Raw genomic sequence first — 21378 nt, forward strand, 5'->3', positions numbered from 1 at the left:
CATGCGGCGACTGCGCCACCTGACCGGACGCCACCGCACCTCGTCTACCAACCGTGCGCTGGGCCTGCTGCTGGCCTTCAACGCCGGCGCGGTCAATGCCGGTGGTTTTCTGGTGGTGCAAATGTACACCTCGCACATGTCGGGTTTTTTGTCGCTGCTGGCGGACAACGTGGTGCTGGGCAATCTGGCGCTGGTGTTGAGTGCCGTGGGCGTGCTGTGGGCCTTTCTGTCGGGCGCCGGCACCACGGCGATTTTGGTCAACTGGGCGCGGGCGCACCAGTTGCGCAGCGGCTTTGCGCTGCCGCTGCTGCTCGAAGCGCTGCTGATGCTGCTGTTTGGCCTGATGGGTGCCATCACCCTGACCTGGCACACGGTGTTTGCCGTGCCACTGACGGTGCTGCTGCTGGCCTTCATCATGGGACTGCAAAACGCCGTGGTGACCAAGATGTCGTCGGCGCAGATCCGCACCACGCACATGACCGGCGTCATCACCGACTTAGGGATAGAGATGGGCAAGATGTTTTACTGGAACCGCAGCGGCACCCCGCCGGCGGCGCAGGTGCGCGCGAACCATGTGCGCATGCGCCTGTACGCCAGCCTGCTGGCCATGTTCACCAGCGGCGGCGTGGTCGGGGCGGCAGGTTTCAAATACATTGGCTTCATCTGGGTGGTGCCGCTGGCCGCGCTGATCTTGGCGCTGTCGTTGCCGCCGCTGATGGCGGATCTGGAGCGCCTGCGCACGCTGTGGCGCCTGCGCCGCCAAGGCACTGCGCCAGACCGCCCCTGATGGCCTCTGAACACGCCCGCTATTTTTTATCTGTTTCACCACCCATACCATGCAAACCCAGCTTGCTCCCCTGTTCCAGGGCACGGCCGACGGCCAGGTCGCCGAAGCCATCCTGCGCAAATGCGTGCACTGCGGTTTTTGTACCGCCACCTGCCCGACCTACCAATTGCTCGGTGACGAGCTGGACAGCCCGCGCGGGCGTATTTACCTGATCAAGCAGGTGCTGGAAGGCCAAACGCCGACGCGCAGCACGCAGCTGCATTTAGACCGCTGCCTGACCTGCCGCAACTGCGAAACCACTTGCCCGAGCGGCGTGCAATATGGCCACCTGGTCGATATTGGCCGCAAGCTGGTTGACGCGCAGGTGCCGCGCCCGCTGGGCGAACGGGCCACGCGCTGGCTGCTGAAAGAGGGCCTGACCTCGCCGCTGTTTGCCCCGGCCATGCAACTGGGCCAGGCGGTGCGCAGTCTGCTGCCAGCCAGCGTGCGCGCCAAGGTGCCAGCGCCCGAGCCGGCCGGTGTCTGGCCGACGCGGTCACACGCGCGCAAGGTCTTGCTGCTGGCGGGTTGCGTGCAGCCGAGCATGGCGCCGGGCATCAATAGCGCCACCGCACGGGTGCTGGACGCCGCCGGTATCCAGACCATCATCGCCCCCGAGGCCGGCTGCTGCGGCGCGGTCAAATTCCACCTGAACGACCAGGACGGCGGGCTGGCCCACATGCGCGCCAACATCGACGCCTGGTGGCCGCACATCGATAGCGGCGCGGTCGAATGCCTGGTCATGAACGCCTCGGGCTGCGGCGCCACGGTGAAGGAATACGGCTACCACCTGCAACACGACGCGCAGTACGCCGCCAAAGCGGCGCGCATCAGTGCCCTGACGCGCGACCTGAGCGAGCTGCTGCCCGACATCACCCCACTGCTGCAAGGAAAACTGGCCGACGTACCCCAGGGTGTCATGGCCTTTCATGCGCCGTGCACCTTGCAACACGGCCAGCAGCTGCGCGGCGGCGTGGAAACACACCTGCGCGCGCTCGGCTTTGACGTGCGCGTGGCTTTGTGTGAAGCGCATTTGTGCTGTGGCTCGGCCGGTACCTATTCGGTGCTGCAGCCTGAGCTGTCCCAGCAGTTGCGCGAGCGCAAGCTGGGCCACCTGGGCGCGCTGGAGCCGACGGTGATCACCTCGGCCAACATTGGTTGCATCACCCACCTGCAAAGCGGCACCGCCACGCCGGTACGCCATTGGGTGCAGGTGCTGGACGAGGCCTTGGCTGGTCAGCCCTGAGCGGCAGAAATTCAGGTGCGGCGGCACCGTCGCTACCATGGCGCCCATAAACAAGGGAACAGGGAGGCGCCATGCGTTTTGAGGGAACACTTGCGAAGTGGAATGACGACCGGGGTTTTGGCTTTATCCAGCCGACGCAAGGCGGCCAGGAGCTGTTTGCACATATCTCGGCATTTCCGCGCGATGGTCAGCGGCCGCAACTCAACGAGCCCTTGAGCTTTGAGGTGGCGCTGGCGCAGGGCGGTAAAAAGCAAGCCGTGGCCATTCAGCGGCCCGGTGCCGTGGCGCCGCGCTCCACTGCTGCCCGGCGCACGCCGCCGCAACTGTCACGCAACCATTCGTCCACCGGCGTGTTTGGCAAGCTGGTAGTGCTGCTGCTGGTGTGCGCTGTGTTGGGCGTGGGCTACTCAAAGTACGACGCCTACCAGCAGGCGCGGGCCAGCGCGACAGTGGCAGCGCCATGGGAGGACGCCCCACCTGCCGGCCGCAGCATCCCGGCGGTGGCGCCTCTGGTGCCTAGCAGCTACCGCTGTGATAGCCGGCAACACTGTTCTCAAATGACCTCCTGCGCCGAGGCCACCTTCTTTTTGAAAAATTGTCCCACCACCAAAATGGACGGCGATGGTGACGGCGTGCCCTGTGAGCAGCAATGGTGCACGCGTTAACCCCATCACCGGGCGGAGACTGCTTTACAGGCCTTTGACGCCAAGGCTGGCATGATTGAGGGCTTTGTTGCTGTTATCCGCTACACCTATATGACCGACCACCTGCCCACTCCAGACCAGACCGCCGCGCCCGCTGCCCCCGAAGGCGCTGCCGCGCCCGCGCTGCCTGAGAACGCTTCCGCCAGCGCTGCTGACACGCACCGCCCCGCAGGCGCTTCAAACCGGGGTGGCCGGGGTGGCCGTGGCCGCGGGCGCAAACCCGGTGGCGGCGACCAAGCTGCACCCGCTGATGCGCATGCACCAGCCGATGCCACCGCTGCCCCACGCCGTGCCCCACGCGCCATCCCGCCGGCGCTGGAGCAACTGGCCGCGCTGTACCCGCAGCTGTTTGGTGCGGTGTTTTTGCCGCTCAAGCGCGGCATTTTTCAGGACCTGCTGAGCGCCCACCCGGAAGCGTTTGAGCGCGAAGCACTGAAGCTGGCGCTGGGCATCCACACGCGCTCGACGCGCTATCTGCAATGCGTCGCTGCCGGCCAGCAGCGCCACGACCTGCAAGGCCAGCCGGTCGAAGCCATGGCGCCTGAGCACATCCACCAAGCCTTGCTGGAAGTGCACCGGCGCCGCCAGGGCCGCAGCACCGAAGACCTGCTGCCCAAGCTGCGTGCGCGCATCGTCGCCAACATCGAGGCCAGTGGCCTGTCGCGCGAAGAATACGCCGAGCGCGTGCGCACGCGCGACGCAGCGGCCAACGCCCTGCTGGACGAAGCGCTGGCCGAACTGTCCGCAAAAATCGCCCGCGAAGAAGCGCTGCAGCGCACTTTCGAGGCCAGCGGCAAGAGCGTGGACGAGTTCGCTGACATGTACGGCATGGACCCGCGCGCCGTGGCCCGCAGCCTGCACAACGCGCGGTCGCGGGCGGCGGCTGAAGCAGCGGCGGCCGCCGCCGCAGCAGCAGTAGAGCCAGAGGTGGCAGCTGACCCCATCGAGCCACACCCTGCACCCGACGCCGCATAAAAGCCGCATGAAAAAGCGCTAGCAACTATCAAAAAAATAGCTGCTGACGCACGTATTTAAAGGGCGGTAGGCCAATTTGACTGCAAAGAGCGCCTACAGCCACCCCGCCTTGCGGAAGCGCCAGTACAGCACCACGCCGGTGCTGAAGATCGTTGCCAGGGCAAGCGGGTAGCCATACTTCCAATGCAGCTCGGGCATGCCTGTGAAGTTCATGCCCCAGATGCCGGCCAGCGCGGTCGAGGCGGCAAAAATGGCGGCCCAGGCGGCGAGCTGTTTGGTGGTTTCCGACTCTTCGATCGTCACCATCGACAGGTTCACCTGGATCGCCGTACCGATGGTGTCGCGCATGGCGTCGATGGCGCCGCTGATGCGCGTGACGTGGTCGTGCACGTCGCGGAAATACTCTTGTACGCGGCTGCACACGCTGGGAACGCGCCCGCCGTGCAGCTTGCCCAGCACATCCAGCAGTGGTGCGGCCGCATGGCGCAGCATGCCGGTGCGCCGCTTCAAGGCGTAAAGCCGCTCGATGTTGCCGCGCGCTGCGCCGGGGGTGAAGATCTGCTCCTCCACGTCTTCCAGTTCGGCTTCAAAGTCGTCGAGCACGGGAAAGTAGCGGTCCACCACCGCATCCATCAGCGCGTACAGCACAAAACCGGCGCCGCTTTGCAGCAGTTGGGGCTCGCGCTCGCAGCGATCGCGCACGTCCTGAAAGCCATACTGGCTGCGGTTGCGCACCGACAGCACAAAATTGGGTCCGGCAAACACCGCCAACTCGCCCAGCGGTTCGTCGGTGTCGGCCGGCGCAGTCGGGTCGAGCAGGTGCATGACGACAAACACCATGCTGCCGTATTCCTCGATCTTCGGCCGCTGGTGGCCTTTGCGCGCGTCTTCCACGGCCAGTTCGTGCAGGTTGAACTCTTGCTGCATCTGCGCCAGCTCGGCGGCATCCGGGTCGTGCAGGGCGACCCAGACTAGGCAGCCCGGGCGCTGCAGCCAGTCGCTGATGTCATCGGTATGGATATCGGCGCACTTGCGACCGTTTTCGTAGACAACGCAGTTGATGATCATGGAAGCGGTCGGAGCCAGGCAGAGGGGTGGAAACGGCGAAGGGCGGATCTTCGCATGTCCTGCCCTGGCAGTCGGGCCCGCTGCATGGGTGCGCTTGGCGGCGGTATGTCAGGTCGGTGCGCGCCGCGCCGGCAGGCTGGCCAGCAGTGCCGCCAGCACGATCAGCGCGCCGCCGGCCAGGGTGCGTGGGCTGAGCACGGCAGCGTCCAGCAGCCACGCCGAGGCGCTGGCAAAGACCACTTCGCTGAGCATGATGAGCGCGGTGGCACTGGCCGCCAAGCGCGCGGCGCCGTATTGCAACGCCCAGTTGCCCGTTATAAAGGCCCCTGCCAGCGCCAGCGCCACCACGACCCAGCCGCTGGCCAGCACCGGAGGCGGCGGCACCAGGCCCATGGACCATCCCAGGCCGGCGCTGAGGCCCGCCAGCAGCGCCGCGCCGCCAAACATCGCCACCATGCGTGCGGCATCGGGGACGTGGTGCAGGCGGCGCAGCAGCACGTTGGTCAGAGCAAAGAAAAAGCCGCCCGCAACAGCCAGTCCATCGATGGCAGACAAACCTGTGGTTAGCTGTGACAGCGGCTGGCCCGGGGGCACCACCACCAGTACCACGCCAGCAAAGGCCAGCAGCAGGCGCAGCAGCGCCAGCGGTGTCGGCACTTCGCCCAGCAGCTTCCAGGCCAGCAGTACCGACCATGCCGGCATCAGATAGAACAGCAGCACCACGCGCACCACGTCGCCCACCGTCACGGCCCAGTTGAAGCACACATTGGTCAGGCCCGCCGCCAGCGCCAGCAGCCACAGGGCCGGGTGCTGCCAGGCCAGGCGCAGCGCCCCCGGACGCAGCGCCAGCAGCGCGACCAGCGCCACGGCATACAACAAGGCGGTGGCCCACAGCGGGTGCAGGCCGGCGCCCTGTAACAGGCGAAATGGCCACCACGAAACGCCCCAGATCAAGGCGTTCAACAGCAGCGCCAGGGCGGGCAAGAAATAATGCATGAAATGGCCTGTAGCGCTTATGGGTTAAGCGCTTTAAGCTATCAAAACTGAATTTTCAGTGGTGGTTGTCGCGGCGCGCAATGCGCAGCAGGTGCGTGACGGCGGCACGGTGGTATTTGCAGTTGTACAGATGCCAGAAGCGGATCAGCCACATGGCCCCGGCGACCAGTACGCCAAATACGGTGATGGCGCCAAACACCGATAGGCCGAGTTTCAGCGACAGACTGTAGAGCGCGCCCATGCCCAGAATGGCCGCCTGTTCGTTGAAGTTTTGCACCGCAATCGAGCGGCCCGCGCCCATTAGGTTGTGGCCGCGGTGCTGCAGCAGCGCATTCATCGGCACCACCAGAAAACCGCCCAGACCGCCCAGCAAAATCAGGAACGGCACCGCGATCCAGATGCTGTGGATGAACACCATCAGCACCAGCAACACGCCCATGGCAATGCCCATGGGGATGACGCGCGTGGCGCTGTCCAGGCGCATGCGCAGCGATGCCAGGATGGCGCCCGCCGCCGTGCCAATCGCCACCACGCCGGTCAGCGCCGAGGCCTGGGTGGTGTTGTAGCCCAGCGCCACGGCGGCCCAGGCCAGCACGATGAATTTCAGGTTGCCGCCGGCGCCCCAGAACAAGGTGGTGGTGGACAGCGAAATCTGTCCCAGCTTGTCACTCCACAGGCGGCGGTTGCAGGCCCAGAAGTCGGGTAGCAGCGCCAGCGTGTTGGCGGCAATGCTGCGCTCGGCATCGTGGCGCAGCGGGCGCATTTCCACGCCGGTCAGCGGAATGCGCAGGTTGAACCAGGCTGCCAGGGCGTACACCGCAATCAGGGTGGCAATGGCGGCTTGGGACGGCGTACTGATACCGGTGTCGATCCAGGGCAGATCGACCGACAGCAAAACCTGCGACAGCCGCTGCCCGACCAACTGGCCGCCCAGCAGGACGCCCAGAATGATCGAGGTGATGGTCAGACCTTCGATCCAGCCGTTGGCCTTGACCAGTTGCGAGGCGGGCAGCAGCTCGGTGAGGATGCCGTACTTGGCCGGCGAGTAGGCAGCGGCGCCCAGGCCGACGACGGCATAGGCAATCAGTGGGTGCGAACCAAACAACATCATCAGGCAGCCGACGATTTTGATGGCGTTGCTGATGAACATGACGCGGCCCTTGGGCAGGGCATCGGCAAAAGCACCGACAAAGGGCGCCAGCACGACATAGAACAGCGCAAACATCGGCACTAGGGCGGCACGTTGCCATTCGGGCGCGCCATTGGACAGCAACAACTCCACAGCAGCGACGAAAAGCGCGTTGTCGGCCAGCGAGCTGAAAAACTGCGCCGACATGATGGTAAAAAATCCGCGCTTCATCGCATCGCTGAAAGGCCATCCGTGGGTCGAATGAGCTGATAAATGGGGAACCCCGGGAGACTGTCCAAGAGTGATCGGCGGTTATATCACGCACACCGCGCGCTGCGGTGCCAGAATCTCGCCTTCTTCTTTGAGTGCCCACCCCACCCCCTCCCATGCCGCGTCCCATCCGTGCCCTGATCCACCCCAGCGCCCTGCAACACAACCTGTCGCGTGTGCGCCGTGCCGCGCCCGATGCGCAAGTCTGGGCGGTCGTCAAGGCCAATGCCTACGGCCATGGCATCGAGCGTGTGTTTGACGGGCTGCGCGGCGCCGACGGCTTTGCCCTGCTGGACCTGCAGGAGGCGCAGCGCCTACGCCAACTCGGCTGGCGCGGCCCGATCCTGTTGCTGGAGGGCGTGTTCGAGGCGCGCGACCTGGAGCTGTGCTCGCGCCTGGGGCTGTGGCACACCATCCACTGCGACGAGCAGATCGACATGCTGGCCGCGCACAAGACGCAGCTCGGACACCGCGTGTTTCTGAAAATGAACTCGGGCATGAACCGCCTGGGGTTTACGCCGCAGCGCTTTCGCAGCGCCTGGGCACGGCTCAATGCGCTGCCGCAGGTGGATGAAATCTCGTTCATGACGCACTTTTCGGATGCCGACGGCGCGCGCGGCATTGGCCACCAAGTCGCCGCCTTTGACACCGCCACGCAAGACCTGCCCGGCGAGCGCAGCCTGTGCAACAGCGCCGGCGTGCTGCGCCATGCCAGCGTCCAAGCGGCGCTGGCCGCCGACTGGGTGCGCGCCGGCATCGTGCTGTACGGCAGTGCGCCCGACCATCCCGAGCACGGCGCCGCGCACTGGGACTTGCAACCGGCCATGACGCTAAGCACGCGCTTGGTCGCCTTGCAACAACTGCAAGCCGGCGACAGCGTCGGCTACGGCTCGTGCTTTACCGCCGACCAGCCGACCACCATCGGTGTCGCGGCTTGCGGCTATGCCGACGGCTACCCGCGCCACGCCGGCACGGGCACGCCGGTACTGGTGAACGGCATACGCACCCGCTTGCTCGGCCGCGTCAGCATGGATTTGCTAGCGGTGGACTTGAACCCGGTCATTGCCGCTGGGCTCGAGGTGGGTTTTGGGAGTGAGGTCACGCTGTGGGGCCGCGCTGAGAACGGCGCTGTGCTGCCTATCGATGAAGTGGCGGCGGCGGCGGGCACGGTGGGCTATGAGTTGATGTGCGCCCTGGCGCCGCGTGTGCCGGTGGCGGTGGCGGTGGTGTGAGCATGTGTGCGAATGCCGCCTGGCGCAGCGGCTGTGGTTTGGTGCCGATTTTTAGCTACTATTAAAGTAGCTTAAAGTGCTTGCCAGATAAAGGTTTGTTGCCTGTTTTAGGCCTAATTGCACACAGTGCCACGCCAGCTGCGGGCACGGTTTTCTGGGGACTTGCCAGTTACCGCTTGTTCCTATGCAGACCTGTAACACGACTCCCATAATGGATTTGCCTGGGTGTTCTGATGTCTCCGTGGGTGGGGACGGGCCCGGCATTCACCATGAGGGCCCCAGCCGCGATGAGCATGTTCTCTCCGTCCTTGCGTTTGCGCTGGCACTGGTTGCCTTGGGCGCTGGGCTGCTTGGTGGCGCCGGTCGCTGCCTTGGCGCAGCAGGGTGTGCCCAGCGGTGCAGTTGTAGCCGAGGAACTGCGCCAGCAGGCCGTGGCGCTGGAGCATGGCGAGGGCGTGGCGCGTGATCCGGTGCAGGCGGCCGCGCTGTATTGCCGCAGCGCCCGTCTGGGCGACGCGCAGGCCCAGTACAACCTGGGCTGGATGTATGCCAATGGGCGCGGCGTGCCGCGCAACGATACGACCGCCGCGTTTTTTTTCCATGCGGCGGCCGAGCAAGGACTGGCGGTCGCACAGCGCATGTTGCGGGTGGTTGGTGGCCTGGGCGCCGAGGTGCCCGACTGCATGCGCCCCCCGCTGATCGCACCCAGCCTGTCCGCCGTGGCCACGCCCGGCGTGGATTACCAGCGCATTGCGCCGCGCAAGATTTTTGAGTTGGTACTGAAAATGGCGCCCCAGTACCAAGTCGAGCCGCAACTGGCACTGGCCATCATCGCGGCGGAATCGAATTTCAACAGCCAAGCGCTGTCACCCAAAAACGCCCAGGGACTGATGCAGTTGATCCCCGAAACCAGCGAGCGTTTCAACGTCAAAAATCCCTATGATCCGGCGCAAAATCTCCGCGGTGGGCTGACCTATTTGCGCTGGCTGCTGGCGTACTTTGAGGGCGACGTTGCATTGGTGGCCGCCGCCTACAACGCGGGCGAAGGCAAGGTCGAGCGCTACCGGGGCGTGCCGCCGTATCTGGAAACACGGGCTTATGTACAGCGGGTGCTGCGCGCTGTGGGGGCGGCGGTGCATCCGTTTGATCGCAAGATAACGCGACCTTCGCCAGCATTGCAAAACATCCGCACGGCACTGGCGCGCAAGTAAGCTGTTTTATTCCACCGTCAGCGTGGCTTTCATGCCGGGGTGAAAGGTGCACACATACGGCACGCTGCCGGCCTTGCGCAGCACAGTGCTCCAGGATTTACCGGGTTCGATGCTGCCCGAGTCAAACACTTTGGCGGCGCTGGCGGTGTGCGGCACCAAGTCGTCGTTGCGCCAGACCACGCTGTCGCCGCGCCGCAGCGTGAGCGTGTCGGGCGTGAAGCGCATGTTCTCCATGACGATGGTGTGTGTCTCTGCTACCGCTGGTGCCAGGGCGAGTGTCCAAGCACCGCCCAGCGCCAGCACGACGGCTGCTGTGCGCTGCATAGCTTTTAGCTCCCACTCTTGCCAAGCGAGGTTTCGAGCTGTTTGGCGTGGTCCAGGTGCTGGATGAATGTCGGCCGGGATTTCTCCAGCAAGGCCTTGAGATCGGCATTTTGCGCGCTGGGCAGCAAGGTCTTGTCCAGCGCATCAATCACCGTCTGGTGGTAGCTGACTTCGTGGGCGACGTAAGCACGATCAAACGCAGTGCCTTTGAGGGTCTTGAGGGGGGCGATGTTGTCTTGCCCCGCTTTTTTCAGGCTTTTGCTAGTGTCGTTGTTTTCCGGTGTGACCTTGAGGCGCTTGACCAGGGCGGTTGCTGCCTTGTTGACCGAGGTGTGGTCTCTGACCATCTGCTTGGCAAAGGACTTCACTTCTTTGGAATGCGCTTTGGATGCGGCCAGCTTGCCGGCGTCGATGTCCACTTGGTTGGCCGTGACCACGATGGAGGCAATTTGCGCATCGTTGGGCGCCGTGCTGTGCGCGTCGGCAGGTGATGTGCTTTGTGCCGAAGCGGGCATCTCGGCGGGTGCTGTGCTTTGTGCATGGGTGGTGCCGGCGGCAAAGGCCAGCGCCAGAGCCAGGGGAAGAAGGGACAGTTGCATGACGGACTCCTGAGGGTGTGGTGGAGACATCAGATGTACCACTGAGTGCAGCGAAAGAGATGGGCATTTTGCTGATCTCTCTGTCAGGAAGTGCGCTGTGCGTGCGAGCAGAAAGCGAATGTTGAGGCGCTGGCTGGCTTGGCAGCGCCTTAGCGATCGGGCGTGTTCTGTTTTTTAACGGCACACAAAATTATGGTTATCCCTAATCAAAGACGCAAACAGTGCCCCTTAAACTTCTCGACCAACCGGTCGGTAGATCAATTGATCGGTTGTCAGAATTGATGCAAATCAGCCAAACCGGAGAAAAAACATGAGAAAAATCAAAGTATCGAGCCGCGCCGGCGCCTTGATCGCTACATTCGCGCTGGCGGCGACAACGATAGGTTGCGGCAGCAGTGACGGGGATACTTCGGTGGGTCAGCCCAGCCAGCCCGAGCAAAAAAAGCTCACTATCAAACGTGACAGTTATGGCATTCCGCATGTCTATGCCGACACCGTGCGGGGACTCTTCCATGGCTACGGTTACGCCGTCGCAGAAGACCGCCTCTATCAGATAGAGATGGCCAAACGGTCTTCGTATGGCACCGTTGCGCAAGTGCATGGCGCTGCTTATGCCGACCTGGACGTCGCTACGCGCAAGCTCATCGATCCGGCCTCGATCCAGGCCCAGCTGGCAGCACTGTCCCAGGACGACAAGGATATTTTTCAGGGCTATGCCGAGGGGTTCAATGCCCGCATTCAGGAAGTCATGGCCAACAAGCAGGAGCTGATGCCCAAGCAGTTCATTGACGCCGGCTTTGAGCCTGTTGCCTGGACGGCGGAAGATGTGGCAATGGTGTGGGTGGTCACGATGGCGGTCCGTTTCTCCAACAGCAACAGCGAAATTTCAAACCTCCAACTGCTCAATGATTTGAAAGCGGCCAAGGGCGATGCCGTCGGCCAGCAGATTTTTGAACAGCTGCGCTGGCTGGAAGATCCGACGTCGCCCACGACGGTACCACGCGCGGCAGGCTATACCCCGGTGCAAGTGGTACAGGCGAATGCGCCAGCCACTGTGGTAGCCGCCCAGGGGCCACGCCGCGCCGCGCCGCAAATGGTTGCGCAAAAGCCACCCTCCAAAGCGCTGTTTGCCGAGCAGCAACAGGCCCGCCTGTCGCCTGTTCCGGCTGAAATGCTCCAAGAGCAGAACACCCTTTTTGCCGCCTGGCGTGGACTGGCCACACCGGACGAACGTCCCAAGGCCAGCAACCTGTGGATTTTGGGGCCGAACAAGACCAGCGACAAAAGCACCATCTTCAGCAATGGCCCGCAATTCGGCAATTTCAATCCTAGCTACGTGTATGGCATTGGTCTGCACGGGGCGGGGTTTGATGTCACGGGCAATACGCCCTTTGCCAATCCGGTGATCTTGTTTGGCACCAATGGGCATATTTCCTGGGGCGCCACTGCCGGGCCGCTGGATGTCAACGACATGTACGAGGAAAAAATCAACAATGCCAACGAGTATTTGTTCAATGGCACCTATCGGCCGATGAAAAAGCGTGTCGAGGTGGTCAAGGTCAAGGGCGACAAGGACATTACGGTCGAGGTGTTCTCCACCGTCCACGGCACTGTGACCAGCATGGATGCGGCCAAGGGCACCGCCTACAGCATGCGCCGCAGCTGGGACGGCCAGGAAGTCGAGACGCTGCTGGGCTGGATTCACTCCGTGAAAGCCAAGAGCTGGACGGAGTGGCTGAAGCAGGCCGAGCGCGTCGCCATCACCATCAACTGGTACTACGCCGACAAGCTGGGCAACATTGGTTATGTGTCACCCGGCCGGTTGCCGATTCGGCCACCCAACCAGGACGTTCGTTTGCCCGCGCTGGGCGATGGCAGCATGGAATGGCAGGGGTTCAAGCCGTTTAGCGAAGTGCCCCAGGTCTACAACCCCAGCCAAGGCTATATCGTCAACTGGAACAACCAATCGGCGCCTGGGGTGCAAGGGGATGGAGCCAATTATTCGATCGTCGATCGGGTGAACGAATTCATTTTCCGCATCGATGCCAAACCCACGCTGACACCAGCGGAAGCCGCCGATCTGACCCGGCTGACCTCTTTTTCAGACCCCAATGCGCGCTATTTTGTGCCTTACATCCTGGAAGCCACCCGGGGCCTGCCGGCCACCGATCCGGTACAGCAGGCCGCGCAGTTGCTGGGCCAATGGGATGGTCTGAACACCAATGTGCAGGACAAGGGCGTGTACAGCGAACCCGCCGTCACCGTCATGCGCACCTGGCTGCCCCTGGTCTTCAAGCAACTGCTGGCCGACGATCTGCCTGTGGGGGTGGTGGAGCGATACCTTGGCGCGGGTTATCCAACGAGCGCCGCCGGCTCGGCCTCTCCTGCGCCAGGCTCCAAGCTGCTGTACAACGCCCTGCTGGGCGCCAAAGCAGGCGTGCCGCAGAAATATGACTTCCTGAACGGTGCGGACAAATACGCCTTGATTCGCGATACTTTGGCACAAGCCGTGACCAGCCTCACCGCGAAATACGGCCCGGACATGTCGCAGTGGCTCACACCGGTGACGCCGCACACGTTTGCGGTGAAGAACTTCATGCAGTACCCGCAGGCCGGTGCCGACGAGGCGCTGTCTTTGCCGACCTACATGAACCGTGGTACGCAAAACGATCGCGTCACGTTTGCTGCCGGCGGCGAAGTCTCCATGTGCACGGTGGCACCCCCCGGACAAAGCGGTTTTGTGGCGCCGAATGGAGCGAAATCCAAGCACTACGCCGACCAGTTGGAGCTGTACAAGAACTTCACGTGCCGCGAAGAGAGCTTGACTCCCCAGGCGGTCAATGCCAACCAAGAGTCTTCCAAGACACTGAGCTACTGAGCCCGCAGCGAGGGCGCGTGGCAGAGAGGCGGCGCCGATTCAACCAGAACAGGTCGGATCGGCGCCGTTGTCGTTGCTGGTGTCCACCGTTGGCGAGGCGGCGGGGTTGGGCCACTGCACGGCGGCAAATCCGCCCAGAAAAAGGTCGGCGACGATGCGCGCCATTTCCTCGTAGCTGAGCCGTCCATCGGGTTTCAGCCAAGTAAACATCCAGTTCATCATGCCAAACAGCAGCATGGTGAGCGGTTTCTCCATTTGCGCTGTCTGCAATTCGGGTCGCATCGCCACCATGGCGCTGGCGAAGGCACGCACCACCACGCGCTCCTTGTCCCAAATGGCCTCTCTGGATGGCGGACTCAGAAAGCGGACGTCCTCTGTCAGTACCCGGTGTGCATGGTGGGCGTTTTCGTATTCATGCATGAAGCCCAAGATAAGTAAGCGCAGTAAATTTTCGGGGGTATGCGGTTGTGCGGTGATTTTCTCGACCAGCGCCACCAGGCGCGATACATGCTCATCCGCAATGGTGTGCAGAAGCTCGCTTTTATCGGCGAAGTGGTGGTACAGCGTCGCTTTGGAAAGTTTGCAGGCGTCCGCCACATCGTTCATCGTGGTCGAGGGATACCCCCGGCTGGCAAACAGGGCCGCCGAATTCGCCAGGATGCTGCGCTGCTGATCGGTGGGGAGGCGGGACGTTTTCTTTTGATTCATGGATGGGGTGCTTGCATGTAGCTTGAGGGCGTTCTCCGCCGGGATTCGGAAGGTGCCGGCCTTTGCTTGAGCGCAACATGGTTTGCGAAACGCTCTATGGGGCGCTTCACAGGTTCGTCCGGTGTGCCCATCATCTCGCCAGCAGACGCAATCCTGGCGGCAAGGCCTCGCCAAAACTGCGCTTTTGGTCTGCATCATCGAGTTGCACGGCTTCGCGCACCATCGTGACCCAGCTGGCTGGGGCGCGCACGGCGGCCAAGCGGCGGGCGACTTGTTCGCGCAGTTCGGGCGCTAAATCGCGCGTGCGGTCGCCACTCATGCGGGCGATTTGCGCAGCGGCAAACGCTGCGGGTTCCACTGCTTTCCAGTCCAGCGCCAGCAGGGCTTGCAGCCAGCCGCTGGCGATCTCCGCGGGCACCACGGTGTGCGCGCTGCCGTAGAGCGGTACGCGCGCGCCCAGGCGCCCCAAGGCCCACCAAGTTTGCGGGTTCTCGTCGGGGCGTTGCAGCCGCTCTAGCACCCAGCGGCCGGTTTCGGCGCGGTGGTGGCCGGGCAATTGCTCCAGCAGCGCCGCCAGCCGCACCATGTCGTCGTAGCTGCCTTGCACCGGGTGGCGGGCGCGTTTGCCGGCGTCGGTGTCTTCCAAATGGCCGGCAAGGGTTTCGAGAATGTGCAGTTGCTGCGCTTCATTCAAGCCGCCGGCGGCGCGGCGCCACAGCGTCCACCACTCCGACCAGTTGCGGCTTTCGCCGGTGTATTGGATGCCTTCGGAAAACAGCGGCCAGAGTTGGTCGATGCGCCAGCTGTCCAGCGGCGTGCCCATGCCGGGGCGCAGGCAGTAGCCAGCCAAATTGAGCCAGACGCGCTCATGTTCGGCGCTGCGCCGGCGCCGGCGGGCGCGCGTCCACAGGGCATCGAACAGGGTGCGCAGCAGTGCAATGCTCCACGTGTCGCGCGCGCCCAGCAGGTGCTCCAGTGTGCTGCGCAGTTGGCGGATTTCTTTGGTGGTGACGGGTTGCTGGGGCGTGGCGCTGCCGAATACGCGCTCGATCAAGGCGATGGCTTGGTCTAGGCGTGGATGCGCGGCGTTGTCTTCTGCACTGCCGCTATCGGCTGCGCTGTCATCACTTGCATGGCTGCGCACTTGAAACGCCAACAGCCAGCGCTGCGCCGGGTCGTCGGCGTGGGTGCAGTGCATTTCCAGCGTGCCGACCTCGGTCATGGTGGCGCTCAGTTGCACCGTGACATGCCCCCGGCGCTGACCGGCTGCTGCGGGCAGCACGGTTTCCAGCGGTGGCAGGTGGACGAAGCTGGGGGCATCGTCGCCAGTGCCGGGCACTGGCAGGTCAATCACATCACCGGCTTGCCACGCAGTGTTGGCGGCGCAGGCCACCAAGTGAAAGCGCACCGCTTGCCCCAAACACAGGGCAAAGCTGTGGCCGAGCAGCGGTACTTCGATGGCGCTGTCGGTGCCGCGCGGCAGCACGCAAATGGCGCGCGGCGGCGCGTCTTTTTTATCGTCTTCCAGTAGTAAAAAATAGCTGCGCGCCGAACCACCACCGACGCCGTGCCCGAGCTGCGGCACACGCGCGGCGCGCACCAAAGCGTAGGCGACTGCGCCGCGCGCCACGGCGGTGTCCGGGTCGCTGTGTTGCAACACGCGCACTGGAGCGCCGCGCCAGTGCGTCAGGACGTGTTCCAGCCGCTGTGCCAGCGCCGGGGCGCGGAACACGCCGCCGTTCAATAGCAGGGTGTCGGGCACGGCCAAGGTGGGGCCGGTACCGGAATGGCGCTCCAGAAACGCCGCCAAGTGCCGTGTGATGGCCGCGTCGGCCGGGTAGGGTAGGCCCAGTTCGACCAGGCCGGAGCGGCGGCGTTGTGGGCGGATACTGGCCTCTTCTTGCGGCATAAAGCCATCGACCACCAGACGCTCGACCACAGCGCGGGTCAGCGTGACCGAGCGCGCGCCGCCCACCAGTTGTGCGCCGCCGCCGAGCAGCGTGATGCTGGTGTGCGCCGGTGCGTCGGCACCCAGCAGCAGTTCTTTGGCGGTACGGCAGCGTTGCACCAGTTGGGCAAAGCGCGCGGCGGGCAGGCGGGTGCTGCTGCCCAGCGTGCGCTCGATATGGTGTGCCAGCGCCAAGTCCATGTTGTCACCGCCGAGCATCAGGTGCTCGCCGACGCCGATGCGCGTCAGACGCGGCAGGGCGTCGGGCTTGGCGGTGGTGTGTTCCACGTGGATCAACGTCAGGTCGGTGGTGCCACCGCCGACGTCGCAGACCAGTAGCTGCGCTACGCCGTGCAGTTGCGCGGCCAGTTGCTGGCGTTGGCAAAACAGCCAGTCGTGGAAGGCGGCTTGCGGCTCTTCCAGCAGGCGCAGCGGCCCCAAACCAGCGTCGCGCGCCGCTTGCAGCGTCAGGGCACGCGCGCCTTCGTCAAACGAGGCCGGCACCGTCAGCACGATGTCTTGCTGTGCCAGTGGTGCGCTGGGGAAGCGTGCATTCCATGCTGCGTGGACATGCGCCAGATAGCTGGCGCTGGCCGCTACCGGTGAGATCTTTTCTACATCGTCGGCGGCACCCCACGGCAGGATGGCGGCGCTGCGATCAACGCCAGGGTGCGATAGCCAGCTTTTGGCGCTGCTGACCAGCCGACCCGGCACTTGGCTGCCCAAGTCGCGGGCGTAGCGGCCCAGCACCGCCGTTTCTGCTGACGACCACGGCAGCACTAAATCCGCAGCGCTCAGTTCACCCGCTGCCGGGTGGTAGCGCAGCGACGGCAGCAGCGCAGGAGCAGCCACTTCGCCCGGAGCGATCAGCTGGTCGATGGGCAGCAGGTGGATGCTGTCGCCGCCCGCGTCCGCCGCTGAGAGGTCTGCATAGGCGACGACGGTGTGGCTGGTACCCAGGTCGATGCCGACGGTGTAGCGCGCTGTACTCACCGCCGCCTCACGCCTGCGCGGGGCTGGTGTTGTGGCGCGTGTCCAGCTCGACCTTCCAGCGCTCACTGCCGCTCTCGCCCTGGGCGTTGATGGGCAGGGCTTCGAGTTCCAGCGTGCCGGTAGTGGTGATGCGGGCGTGCAGTTGCACGCGCACCACTTCGCCAGCGGTGCGGCCTTGGGCGGGCAGGGTGGCCTGGATTTCTTGCAACTCGTGCAGTTCGTCGGCGCTCCAGAAGTCCAGCAGCGTGCCGACCTGGTCTTGGCGGCGCATCGACGAGCCAAAGAAACGCAAGCGCACCGGTTCACCCACGACGAGGCCGAATTCTTGACCGGGCAGTCCGGCATCGGTGCCTTCTTCCATGCCAAACGGCGCCAGACACAGCGCCTGGATCGGTGGCTCCATGCCCGGAATAGCGGGCATCGACGAATCCACCGCCACGTAATACGACTGCGCCGTGCCGCCGCGAATGCGCACGCCCCGGCCCCGGCGCACGTAGCCGTAATAGGCGGCGCCGCGTGCTACCGCCAAGTCCAGATCCGCACCGCTGAGCAGGCGTGCAGGCGCGGCGCCTTCGTCATTCAGCCAGCCGTTGAGAACGTCCAGCAGCCGCTCGGCAATTTGCCCGGACTTGAGCACGCCGCCGTTGAACAGCACGGCGGTGGGGTGCAGAAAACTGGCCTCGGCGGAGGCAGCATTGTCAAAGCCGACGTGTCCAGCCAGCTCGGCAGTGGCATCGCGTTGGCGCGTCAAAAAAGCCGCCAGATGGCGTGTGACGGCGGCATCTTGCGCATACGGCAAACCCAGTTGCGTTAGCGCGCCGCGTGCGCGGTTGATCGGCTGGTCGGACACGGCGGCCGGTGGAAAGAAGCCTTCCAGCAGCGTCTGTTCCAGTTCGGCGCGCGTGACTTCGGTGCGCAGCGCGCCGCCAATCAGCTTGGAGCCGCGACTGGGCACCACCACTGGCACGGCGTCCACGCTGGGGTCGCTCAGCAGCATTTCTTTGGCGCTGCGGCAGGCGTGGGCTAGGGCGCGGGTTTGCCACGGGTCGAGCTGTTTGCCGTCGGCGGCCAGCTTGCGCGCTGTGCCGTAGGCCAGCGCCAAGTCCATGTTGTCGCCGCCGAGCAGGATGTGTTCGCCCACGGCAATGCGTTGCAGCTCCAGGTTGCCGTCCTGCTCCAGCACGGCGATCAGCGACAGGTCGGTGGTGCCACCGCCCACGTCCACCACCAGCAGGATGTCGCCGCTGCGCACCTCTTTGCGCCAGGCACCGCTGCTGCGCTGAATCCAGCTGTACAGCGCCGCTTGCGGCTCTTCCAGCAGCGTCAGTTGCGGCAGACCGGCGGCCTGCGCGGCTTCGGCGGTCAGCTCGCGTGCCGCCGGGTCGAAGGAGGCGGGAATGGTGACGGTGACGTCTTGCGTCGCCAGCGGCGCTTCGGGGTGCTGCGCATCCCAGGCGGCGCGCAGGTGCGACAGGTAGCGGATCGACGCTTCCAGTGGCGAGACACGCGCCACTTCGGGCGGTGCTTCGGCCGGCAGCAGGGCGCTGCGTCTATCGATGCCGGGGTGGCACAGCCAGCTTTTGGCGCTGGAGACCAGGCGGATCGGCGTGGCCGCGCCGCGCGTGCGGGCGAATTCGCCGACAGCAAAGTCTTGGCTTGCCGACCACGGCAGGGCCAGGTCGCCGGGGGCCAGTTCGCTCTCGTGCGGCAGGTACAAAAACGACGGCAGCAGCGTGGGGTTTTCCAGCGTGCCGGGGCCGGTCAGCTGGGGCACGGACAGCACGCCTTGCACGGCGTTTTCGCCATCGCTGGCTTCGGTGTCAAGCCAGGACAGCGCGCAATGCGTGGTGCCCAGGTCGATGCCGATGGTGTAGCGCGCGCTGGGGGGGGGGTCAGTGTGGATGTCGTTGGCGTTGCTGTTGTCGTTCACAGTTCCACCTCCGCCTGGGCCAGCACGCTGGCGTCGTGCTGCGGTGCCAGTTGCGGCAGGCGGGTGTCGGTGGCGCGCCAGCCGCGGTGCGCCAGCGTGCCGGTGAACGGTGCCTGGCCGACGACGTTGCCGGTGATGCGCGTGGCGGCGGCGTCAAAGCCCACCGGCAGGGTCAGGCGCTCGCCTTCGCTTTCGCTGCGCACGGGCTCCAGGGTGAAGTGCTCGCGCAGCACTTTGCGGCAGCCTTCGTGGACCACGCGGGTGGCGGAGCCAATCTCGCTGTCGCTGTAGGGGGCGATGTCTTCTTGCATAAAGTCGATAAAGCGCGCCTCGCGTTGCAGCAGACCGAGCAATTGCAGGGCAGCGGTGTCGGGCGCCACTTGCAGCACGGGTGGCGGTGGCGCGACGGGTGCCGGTGCCGGCTTGGGGGCTGGTGCGGGCGCCGGGGTTGGCTCAGGCGCTTGAGGCCAGCCGCCTTCGGCGCGCAGACGGGACACGTCCGCAGCAAAGGTGGGATTGCCGACGATGGCAAAAAAGCTGCTCACTGCCAAGGCAATGCGGCTCATCAATGAAGGAGGGGTGGGGGTCATAAGTGGGTGTGGGGTAGTGGGTTCAGAAGGTCAGCGGCCCGGCACGGAGGCGGGCGCAGCGCAGTGCGCGCCAGAGGCTGGTAATAGTACCGAAACCGGTCTGCTCTGTGTGTTGGCATTCGTGCGCTATTGTAATAATAGCTAGTGCCGCTTGCTGCATATGCGCTAGAAGCCTATTTGACTTGTTTTTATGGGTGCTGGCCTATGGCCGTGCAGGGAGGCGGGCCTGCTGCCACGCCAAGTAGTCCGAGCGGCGCAGGCGGTAGCGGGCAATACTGCCCTCGTGCAACTGCTGCAGCGCCTCTGTGAGCATCTCGGCAAAGGCCATCCGGTGGGCGGGTGGGGCGTACTCCTGCGCCAGCTGGGCCACGAGGGACGGGCTGGGCTGCTGTCCGCCCTGGACGATGGTTTGCACGGCTTGCATCAAGGCGTCGCGGTACTGGATCTTCAGCGGGTCGGGCGCCACCATGGTTTGCGTCATCGCCAAGTAGTGCTGGCAAGAGCGCTCATAGGCCCAGACGAACAGGTCGCGCAGCAAGGCCACGTCATTGAGCTCGTACACCCCCAGCGTGGCTTCGGCGTAGGCGCGCTGCGGCACATCGATGAAGGACAGGGGACACAGGTTGTGCTTGAGCAGCGGGATGTTGGCGCCCAGGCGCGACACCCGCTGGTTGGCGTCGTCAAACGGTTGCAGGTAGGGCAGTTGCACCAGCAAGAAAAACGCCTGCTCAAACGGCTCGGGGATCGCGGTGGCTTTGTGCAGCAGCAGGGCAAAGCAGTCTTCCAGTTGCTCCGGCACGGCCAGCGGCTCAAACACCGTGCCAGCCAGCTCGACCGGGCGCTGGCGCAGCCGGCCACTGGCGCGCGGGTCGGGCAGCAGGTCTTGCGACAGCACGGCGTGCAGATTTTTGAAGGTGAACGCATCCAGCGCCAGCTCGTCGGCATCAGGGATCAGCATCTCGATAGCGGCCTGGTGGTTCAGCAGCATCTGCGTCTCGATGGCGTCCTGGCCTTGGGCGATGCGTCCCAGTTCGATCAGGTTCTGGGCGTCTGGGCGGCGGTAGCTGTTGCCCTCCAGCCGGGACGAGGCCCACGACCAATCCACCCGCAGCCGGCCCAGGATGTCGCGGGCGTAGGTGCCGGCGGGCTGTCCGCTTTGTGGCGTGCGCCCGATCTGGTGCAGCTGGCGCCGCGTCGGCTCGGGTAGATAAAACGTTTCGCCGGGCTGGTAGGCGTGCAGAAATTCCAGCTGGTAGCCAATCGGGCGGCGGTACATCGGCGCGCGCCGCACTTGCGTGGCGATGGCGGCGCCTTCGGGCGAGAGCGGCACCTCCAGATCGACCTCAGCTTCTGCCGGTTCGGGTGCCGCCTTCTCGGGCGCGACCCGCTCGGTCTGCGCCACTTCCAGCGCTGTGGACGCCGTTCCAGCTGCGCTGAGTGCATTGAGCGCCACAGCGCCCACCGCCAGCTTGTAGACCAGCACGATGCTTTCGCCTTCGGTGACCAGCCGCTGCTCTTCAATCAGCTTGAGCAGGCGGCGCTGCAAGGTGCGGCGCTGGGGCGGTGTGCCCAGGCGGTGCTCCATTTCTGCTTCTAGCGCAGAGATGCCCACGCCCGCAGGGTGGCTGGCGACGATGGATGCGATCAGCTCCAGCTCTTCATTCAGTGTGATGCGCGGCATCGGGGGTGTCCTTGTGCGTGCTTTTCCGGGTGCTTGTCGATGGGCCTTGTCGCGGCCCGGTGTCATGGAA

17 protein-coding genes are annotated in these 21378 nt (G+C 64.7%); 7 read left to right on the forward strand and 10 right to left on the reverse strand.

Features of this window, described 5'->3' with window-relative positions; translation table 11 throughout:
• The first annotated feature begins 1 nt into the window (after window position 1).
• The 4 genes from Q390_RS0103625 (at window position 2) to Q390_RS17415 (ending at window position 3751) form a co-directional block, all read left to right on the forward strand.
• Entirely contained in the window at window positions 2-787 is a 786-nt protein-coding gene (locus tag Q390_RS0103625; RefSeq protein ID WP_027994849.1) for a YoaK family protein, read from the forward strand.
• 49 nt (window positions 788-836) lie between these two features.
• Entirely contained in the window at window positions 837-2072 is a 1236-nt protein-coding gene (gene glcF, locus Q390_RS0103630; RefSeq protein WP_027994850.1) for a glycolate oxidase subunit GlcF, read from the forward strand.
• Between the two features lie 71 nt (window positions 2073-2143).
• Window positions 2144-2737, forward strand: coding sequence for an excalibur calcium-binding domain-containing protein (locus Q390_RS0103635; RefSeq protein ID WP_027994851.1), 594 nt, complete (start codon window positions 2144-2146; stop codon window positions 2735-2737).
• Between the two features lie 90 nt (window positions 2738-2827).
• The gene (locus Q390_RS17415; RefSeq protein WP_245606854.1) at window positions 2828-3751 is read left to right on the forward strand and encodes a ProQ/FINO family protein; all 924 of its coding nucleotides are present in this window, start codon (window positions 2828-2830) and stop codon (window positions 3749-3751) included.
• A 93-nt stretch (window positions 3752-3844) separates the two neighbouring features.
• Here the strand turns inward: Q390_RS17415 and Q390_RS0103645 are convergent, their stop codons facing one another.
• From Q390_RS0103645 to lplT, 3 genes are all read right to left on the reverse strand, one after another.
• Window positions 3845-4819, reverse strand: a complete 975-nt coding sequence (locus Q390_RS0103645) for a magnesium and cobalt transport protein CorA (protein WP_027994852.1) — start codon at window positions 4817-4819, stop codon at window positions 3845-3847.
• 108 nt (window positions 4820-4927) lie between these two features.
• Complete coding sequence (locus tag Q390_RS0103650) at window positions 4928-5815, reverse strand: EamA family transporter (protein ID WP_027994853.1); 888 nt, start codon at window positions 5813-5815, stop codon at window positions 4928-4930.
• A gap of 55 nt (window positions 5816-5870) precedes the next feature.
• A complete protein-coding gene (gene lplT / locus Q390_RS0103655) occupies window positions 5871-7175 on the reverse strand; it encodes a lysophospholipid transporter LplT (RefSeq protein WP_027994854.1) in 1305 nt (434 codons plus the stop codon).
• Window positions 7176-7330: 155 nt separating this feature from the next.
• On the opposite strand from lplT, the gene alr reads away from it, so the two are divergent.
• Together alr and Q390_RS0103665 are read left to right on the forward strand one after the other, a co-directional pair.
• Window positions 7331-8446 (forward strand): alanine racemase, encoded by a 1116-nt coding sequence (gene alr, locus Q390_RS0103660; RefSeq protein WP_027994855.1) that lies wholly within the window; start codon window positions 7331-7333, stop codon window positions 8444-8446.
• A 293-nt stretch (window positions 8447-8739) separates the two neighbouring features.
• Window positions 8740-9657, forward strand: coding sequence for a lytic transglycosylase domain-containing protein (locus Q390_RS0103665; protein ID WP_245606855.1), 918 nt, complete (start codon window positions 8740-8742; stop codon window positions 9655-9657).
• A 6-nt stretch (window positions 9658-9663) separates the two neighbouring features.
• On the opposite strand, the gene Q390_RS0103670 is transcribed toward Q390_RS0103665, so the two are convergent.
• Together Q390_RS0103670 and Q390_RS0103675 are read right to left on the reverse strand one after the other, a co-directional pair.
• Window positions 9664-9981, reverse strand: coding sequence for a cupredoxin domain-containing protein (locus tag Q390_RS0103670; RefSeq protein ID WP_037472042.1), 318 nt, complete (start codon window positions 9979-9981; stop codon window positions 9664-9666).
• 5 nt (window positions 9982-9986) lie between these two features.
• Window positions 9987-10610 carry a DUF4142 domain-containing protein gene (locus Q390_RS0103675; RefSeq protein WP_425423927.1) on the reverse strand — a complete coding sequence of 208 codons (624 nt, stop codon included), beginning with the start codon at window positions 10608-10610 and terminating at the stop codon, window positions 9987-9989.
• A gap of 280 nt (window positions 10611-10890) precedes the next feature.
• On the opposite strand from Q390_RS0103675, the gene Q390_RS0103680 reads away from it, so the two are divergent.
• The gene (locus tag Q390_RS0103680) at window positions 10891-13458 is read left to right on the forward strand and encodes a penicillin acylase family protein (protein ID WP_027994859.1); all 2568 of its coding nucleotides are present in this window, start codon (window positions 10891-10893) and stop codon (window positions 13456-13458) included.
• A gap of 39 nt (window positions 13459-13497) precedes the next feature.
• On the opposite strand, the gene Q390_RS0103685 is transcribed toward Q390_RS0103680, so the two are convergent.
• From Q390_RS0103685 to Q390_RS0103705, 5 genes are all read right to left on the reverse strand, one after another.
• On the reverse strand, window positions 13498-14166 hold the full coding sequence (locus Q390_RS0103685) for a TetR/AcrR family transcriptional regulator (protein ID WP_027994860.1): 669 nt from the start codon (window positions 14164-14166) through the stop codon (window positions 13498-13500).
• A gap of 130 nt (window positions 14167-14296) precedes the next feature.
• Window positions 14297-17107 carry an Hsp70 family protein gene (locus Q390_RS0103690; protein ID WP_027994861.1) on the reverse strand — a complete coding sequence of 937 codons (2811 nt, stop codon included), beginning with the start codon at window positions 17105-17107 and terminating at the stop codon, window positions 14297-14299.
• Window positions 17108-17114: 7 nt separating this feature from the next.
• Window positions 17115-19037, reverse strand: a complete 1923-nt coding sequence (locus tag Q390_RS0103695; protein WP_245606856.1) for an Hsp70 family protein — start codon at window positions 19035-19037, stop codon at window positions 17115-17117.
• A complete protein-coding gene (locus Q390_RS0103700) occupies window positions 19034-19627 on the reverse strand; it encodes a DUF2760 domain-containing protein (protein ID WP_027994863.1) in 594 nt (197 codons plus the stop codon). Before Q390_RS0103700 ends, Q390_RS0103695 begins: the two co-directional genes overlap by 4 nt.
• Before the next feature lie 202 nt (window positions 19628-19829).
• Window positions 19830-21308 (reverse strand): Fic family protein, encoded by a 1479-nt coding sequence (locus Q390_RS0103705; RefSeq protein WP_027994864.1) that lies wholly within the window; start codon window positions 21306-21308, stop codon window positions 19830-19832.
• Window positions 21309-21378 lie beyond the last annotated feature (70 nt).

Source organism: Simplicispira psychrophila DSM 11588 (assembly GCF_000688255.1).
GTDB lineage: Bacteria > Pseudomonadota > Gammaproteobacteria > Burkholderiales > Burkholderiaceae_C > Simplicispira > Simplicispira psychrophila.

Bases quoted from the DNA above. Each gene is read 5' to 3' on its own strand.
- Q390_RS0103670 (WP_037472042.1), bottom strand. From the start codon at position 9,981: ATGCAGCGCACAGCAGCCGTCGTGCTGGCGCTGGGCGGTGCTTGGACA.
- Q390_RS0103645 (WP_027994852.1), bottom strand. From the start codon at position 4,819: ATGATCATCAACTGCGTTGTCTACGAAAACGGTCGCAAGTGCGCCGAT.
- Q390_RS0103650 (WP_027994853.1), bottom strand. From the start codon at position 5,815: ATGCATTATTTCTTGCCCGCCCTGGCGCTGCTGTTGAACGCCTTGATC.
- glcF (WP_027994850.1), top strand. From the start codon at position 837: ATGCAAACCCAGCTTGCTCCCCTGTTCCAGGGCACGGCCGACGGCCAG.
- lplT (WP_027994854.1), bottom strand. From the start codon at position 7,175: ATGAAGCGCGGATTTTTTACCATCATGTCGGCGCAGTTTTTCAGCTCG.
- Q390_RS0103665 (WP_245606855.1), top strand. From the start codon at position 8,740: ATGTTCTCTCCGTCCTTGCGTTTGCGCTGGCACTGGTTGCCTTGGGCG.
- Q390_RS0103625 (WP_027994849.1), top strand. From the start codon at position 2: ATGCGGCGACTGCGCCACCTGACCGGACGCCACCGCACCTCGTCTACC.
- Q390_RS0103685 (WP_027994860.1), bottom strand. From the start codon at position 14,166: ATGAATCAAAAGAAAACGTCCCGCCTCCCCACCGATCAGCAGCGCAGC.
- Q390_RS0103705 (WP_027994864.1), bottom strand. From the start codon at position 21,308: ATGCCGCGCATCACACTGAATGAAGAGCTGGAGCTGATCGCATCCATC.
- Q390_RS0103635 (WP_027994851.1), top strand. From the start codon at position 2,144: ATGCGTTTTGAGGGAACACTTGCGAAGTGGAATGACGACCGGGGTTTT.
- alr (WP_027994855.1), top strand. From the start codon at position 7,331: ATGCCGCGTCCCATCCGTGCCCTGATCCACCCCAGCGCCCTGCAACAC.
- Q390_RS17415 (WP_245606854.1), top strand. From the start codon at position 2,828: ATGACCGACCACCTGCCCACTCCAGACCAGACCGCCGCGCCCGCTGCC.
- Q390_RS0103675 (WP_425423927.1), bottom strand. From the start codon at position 10,610: ATGTCTCCACCACACCCTCAGGAGTCCGTCATGCAACTGTCCCTTCTT.
- Q390_RS0103680 (WP_027994859.1), top strand. From the start codon at position 10,891: ATGAGAAAAATCAAAGTATCGAGCCGCGCCGGCGCCTTGATCGCTACA.
- Q390_RS0103700 (WP_027994863.1), bottom strand. From the start codon at position 19,627: ATGACCCCCACCCCTCCTTCATTGATGAGCCGCATTGCCTTGGCAGTG.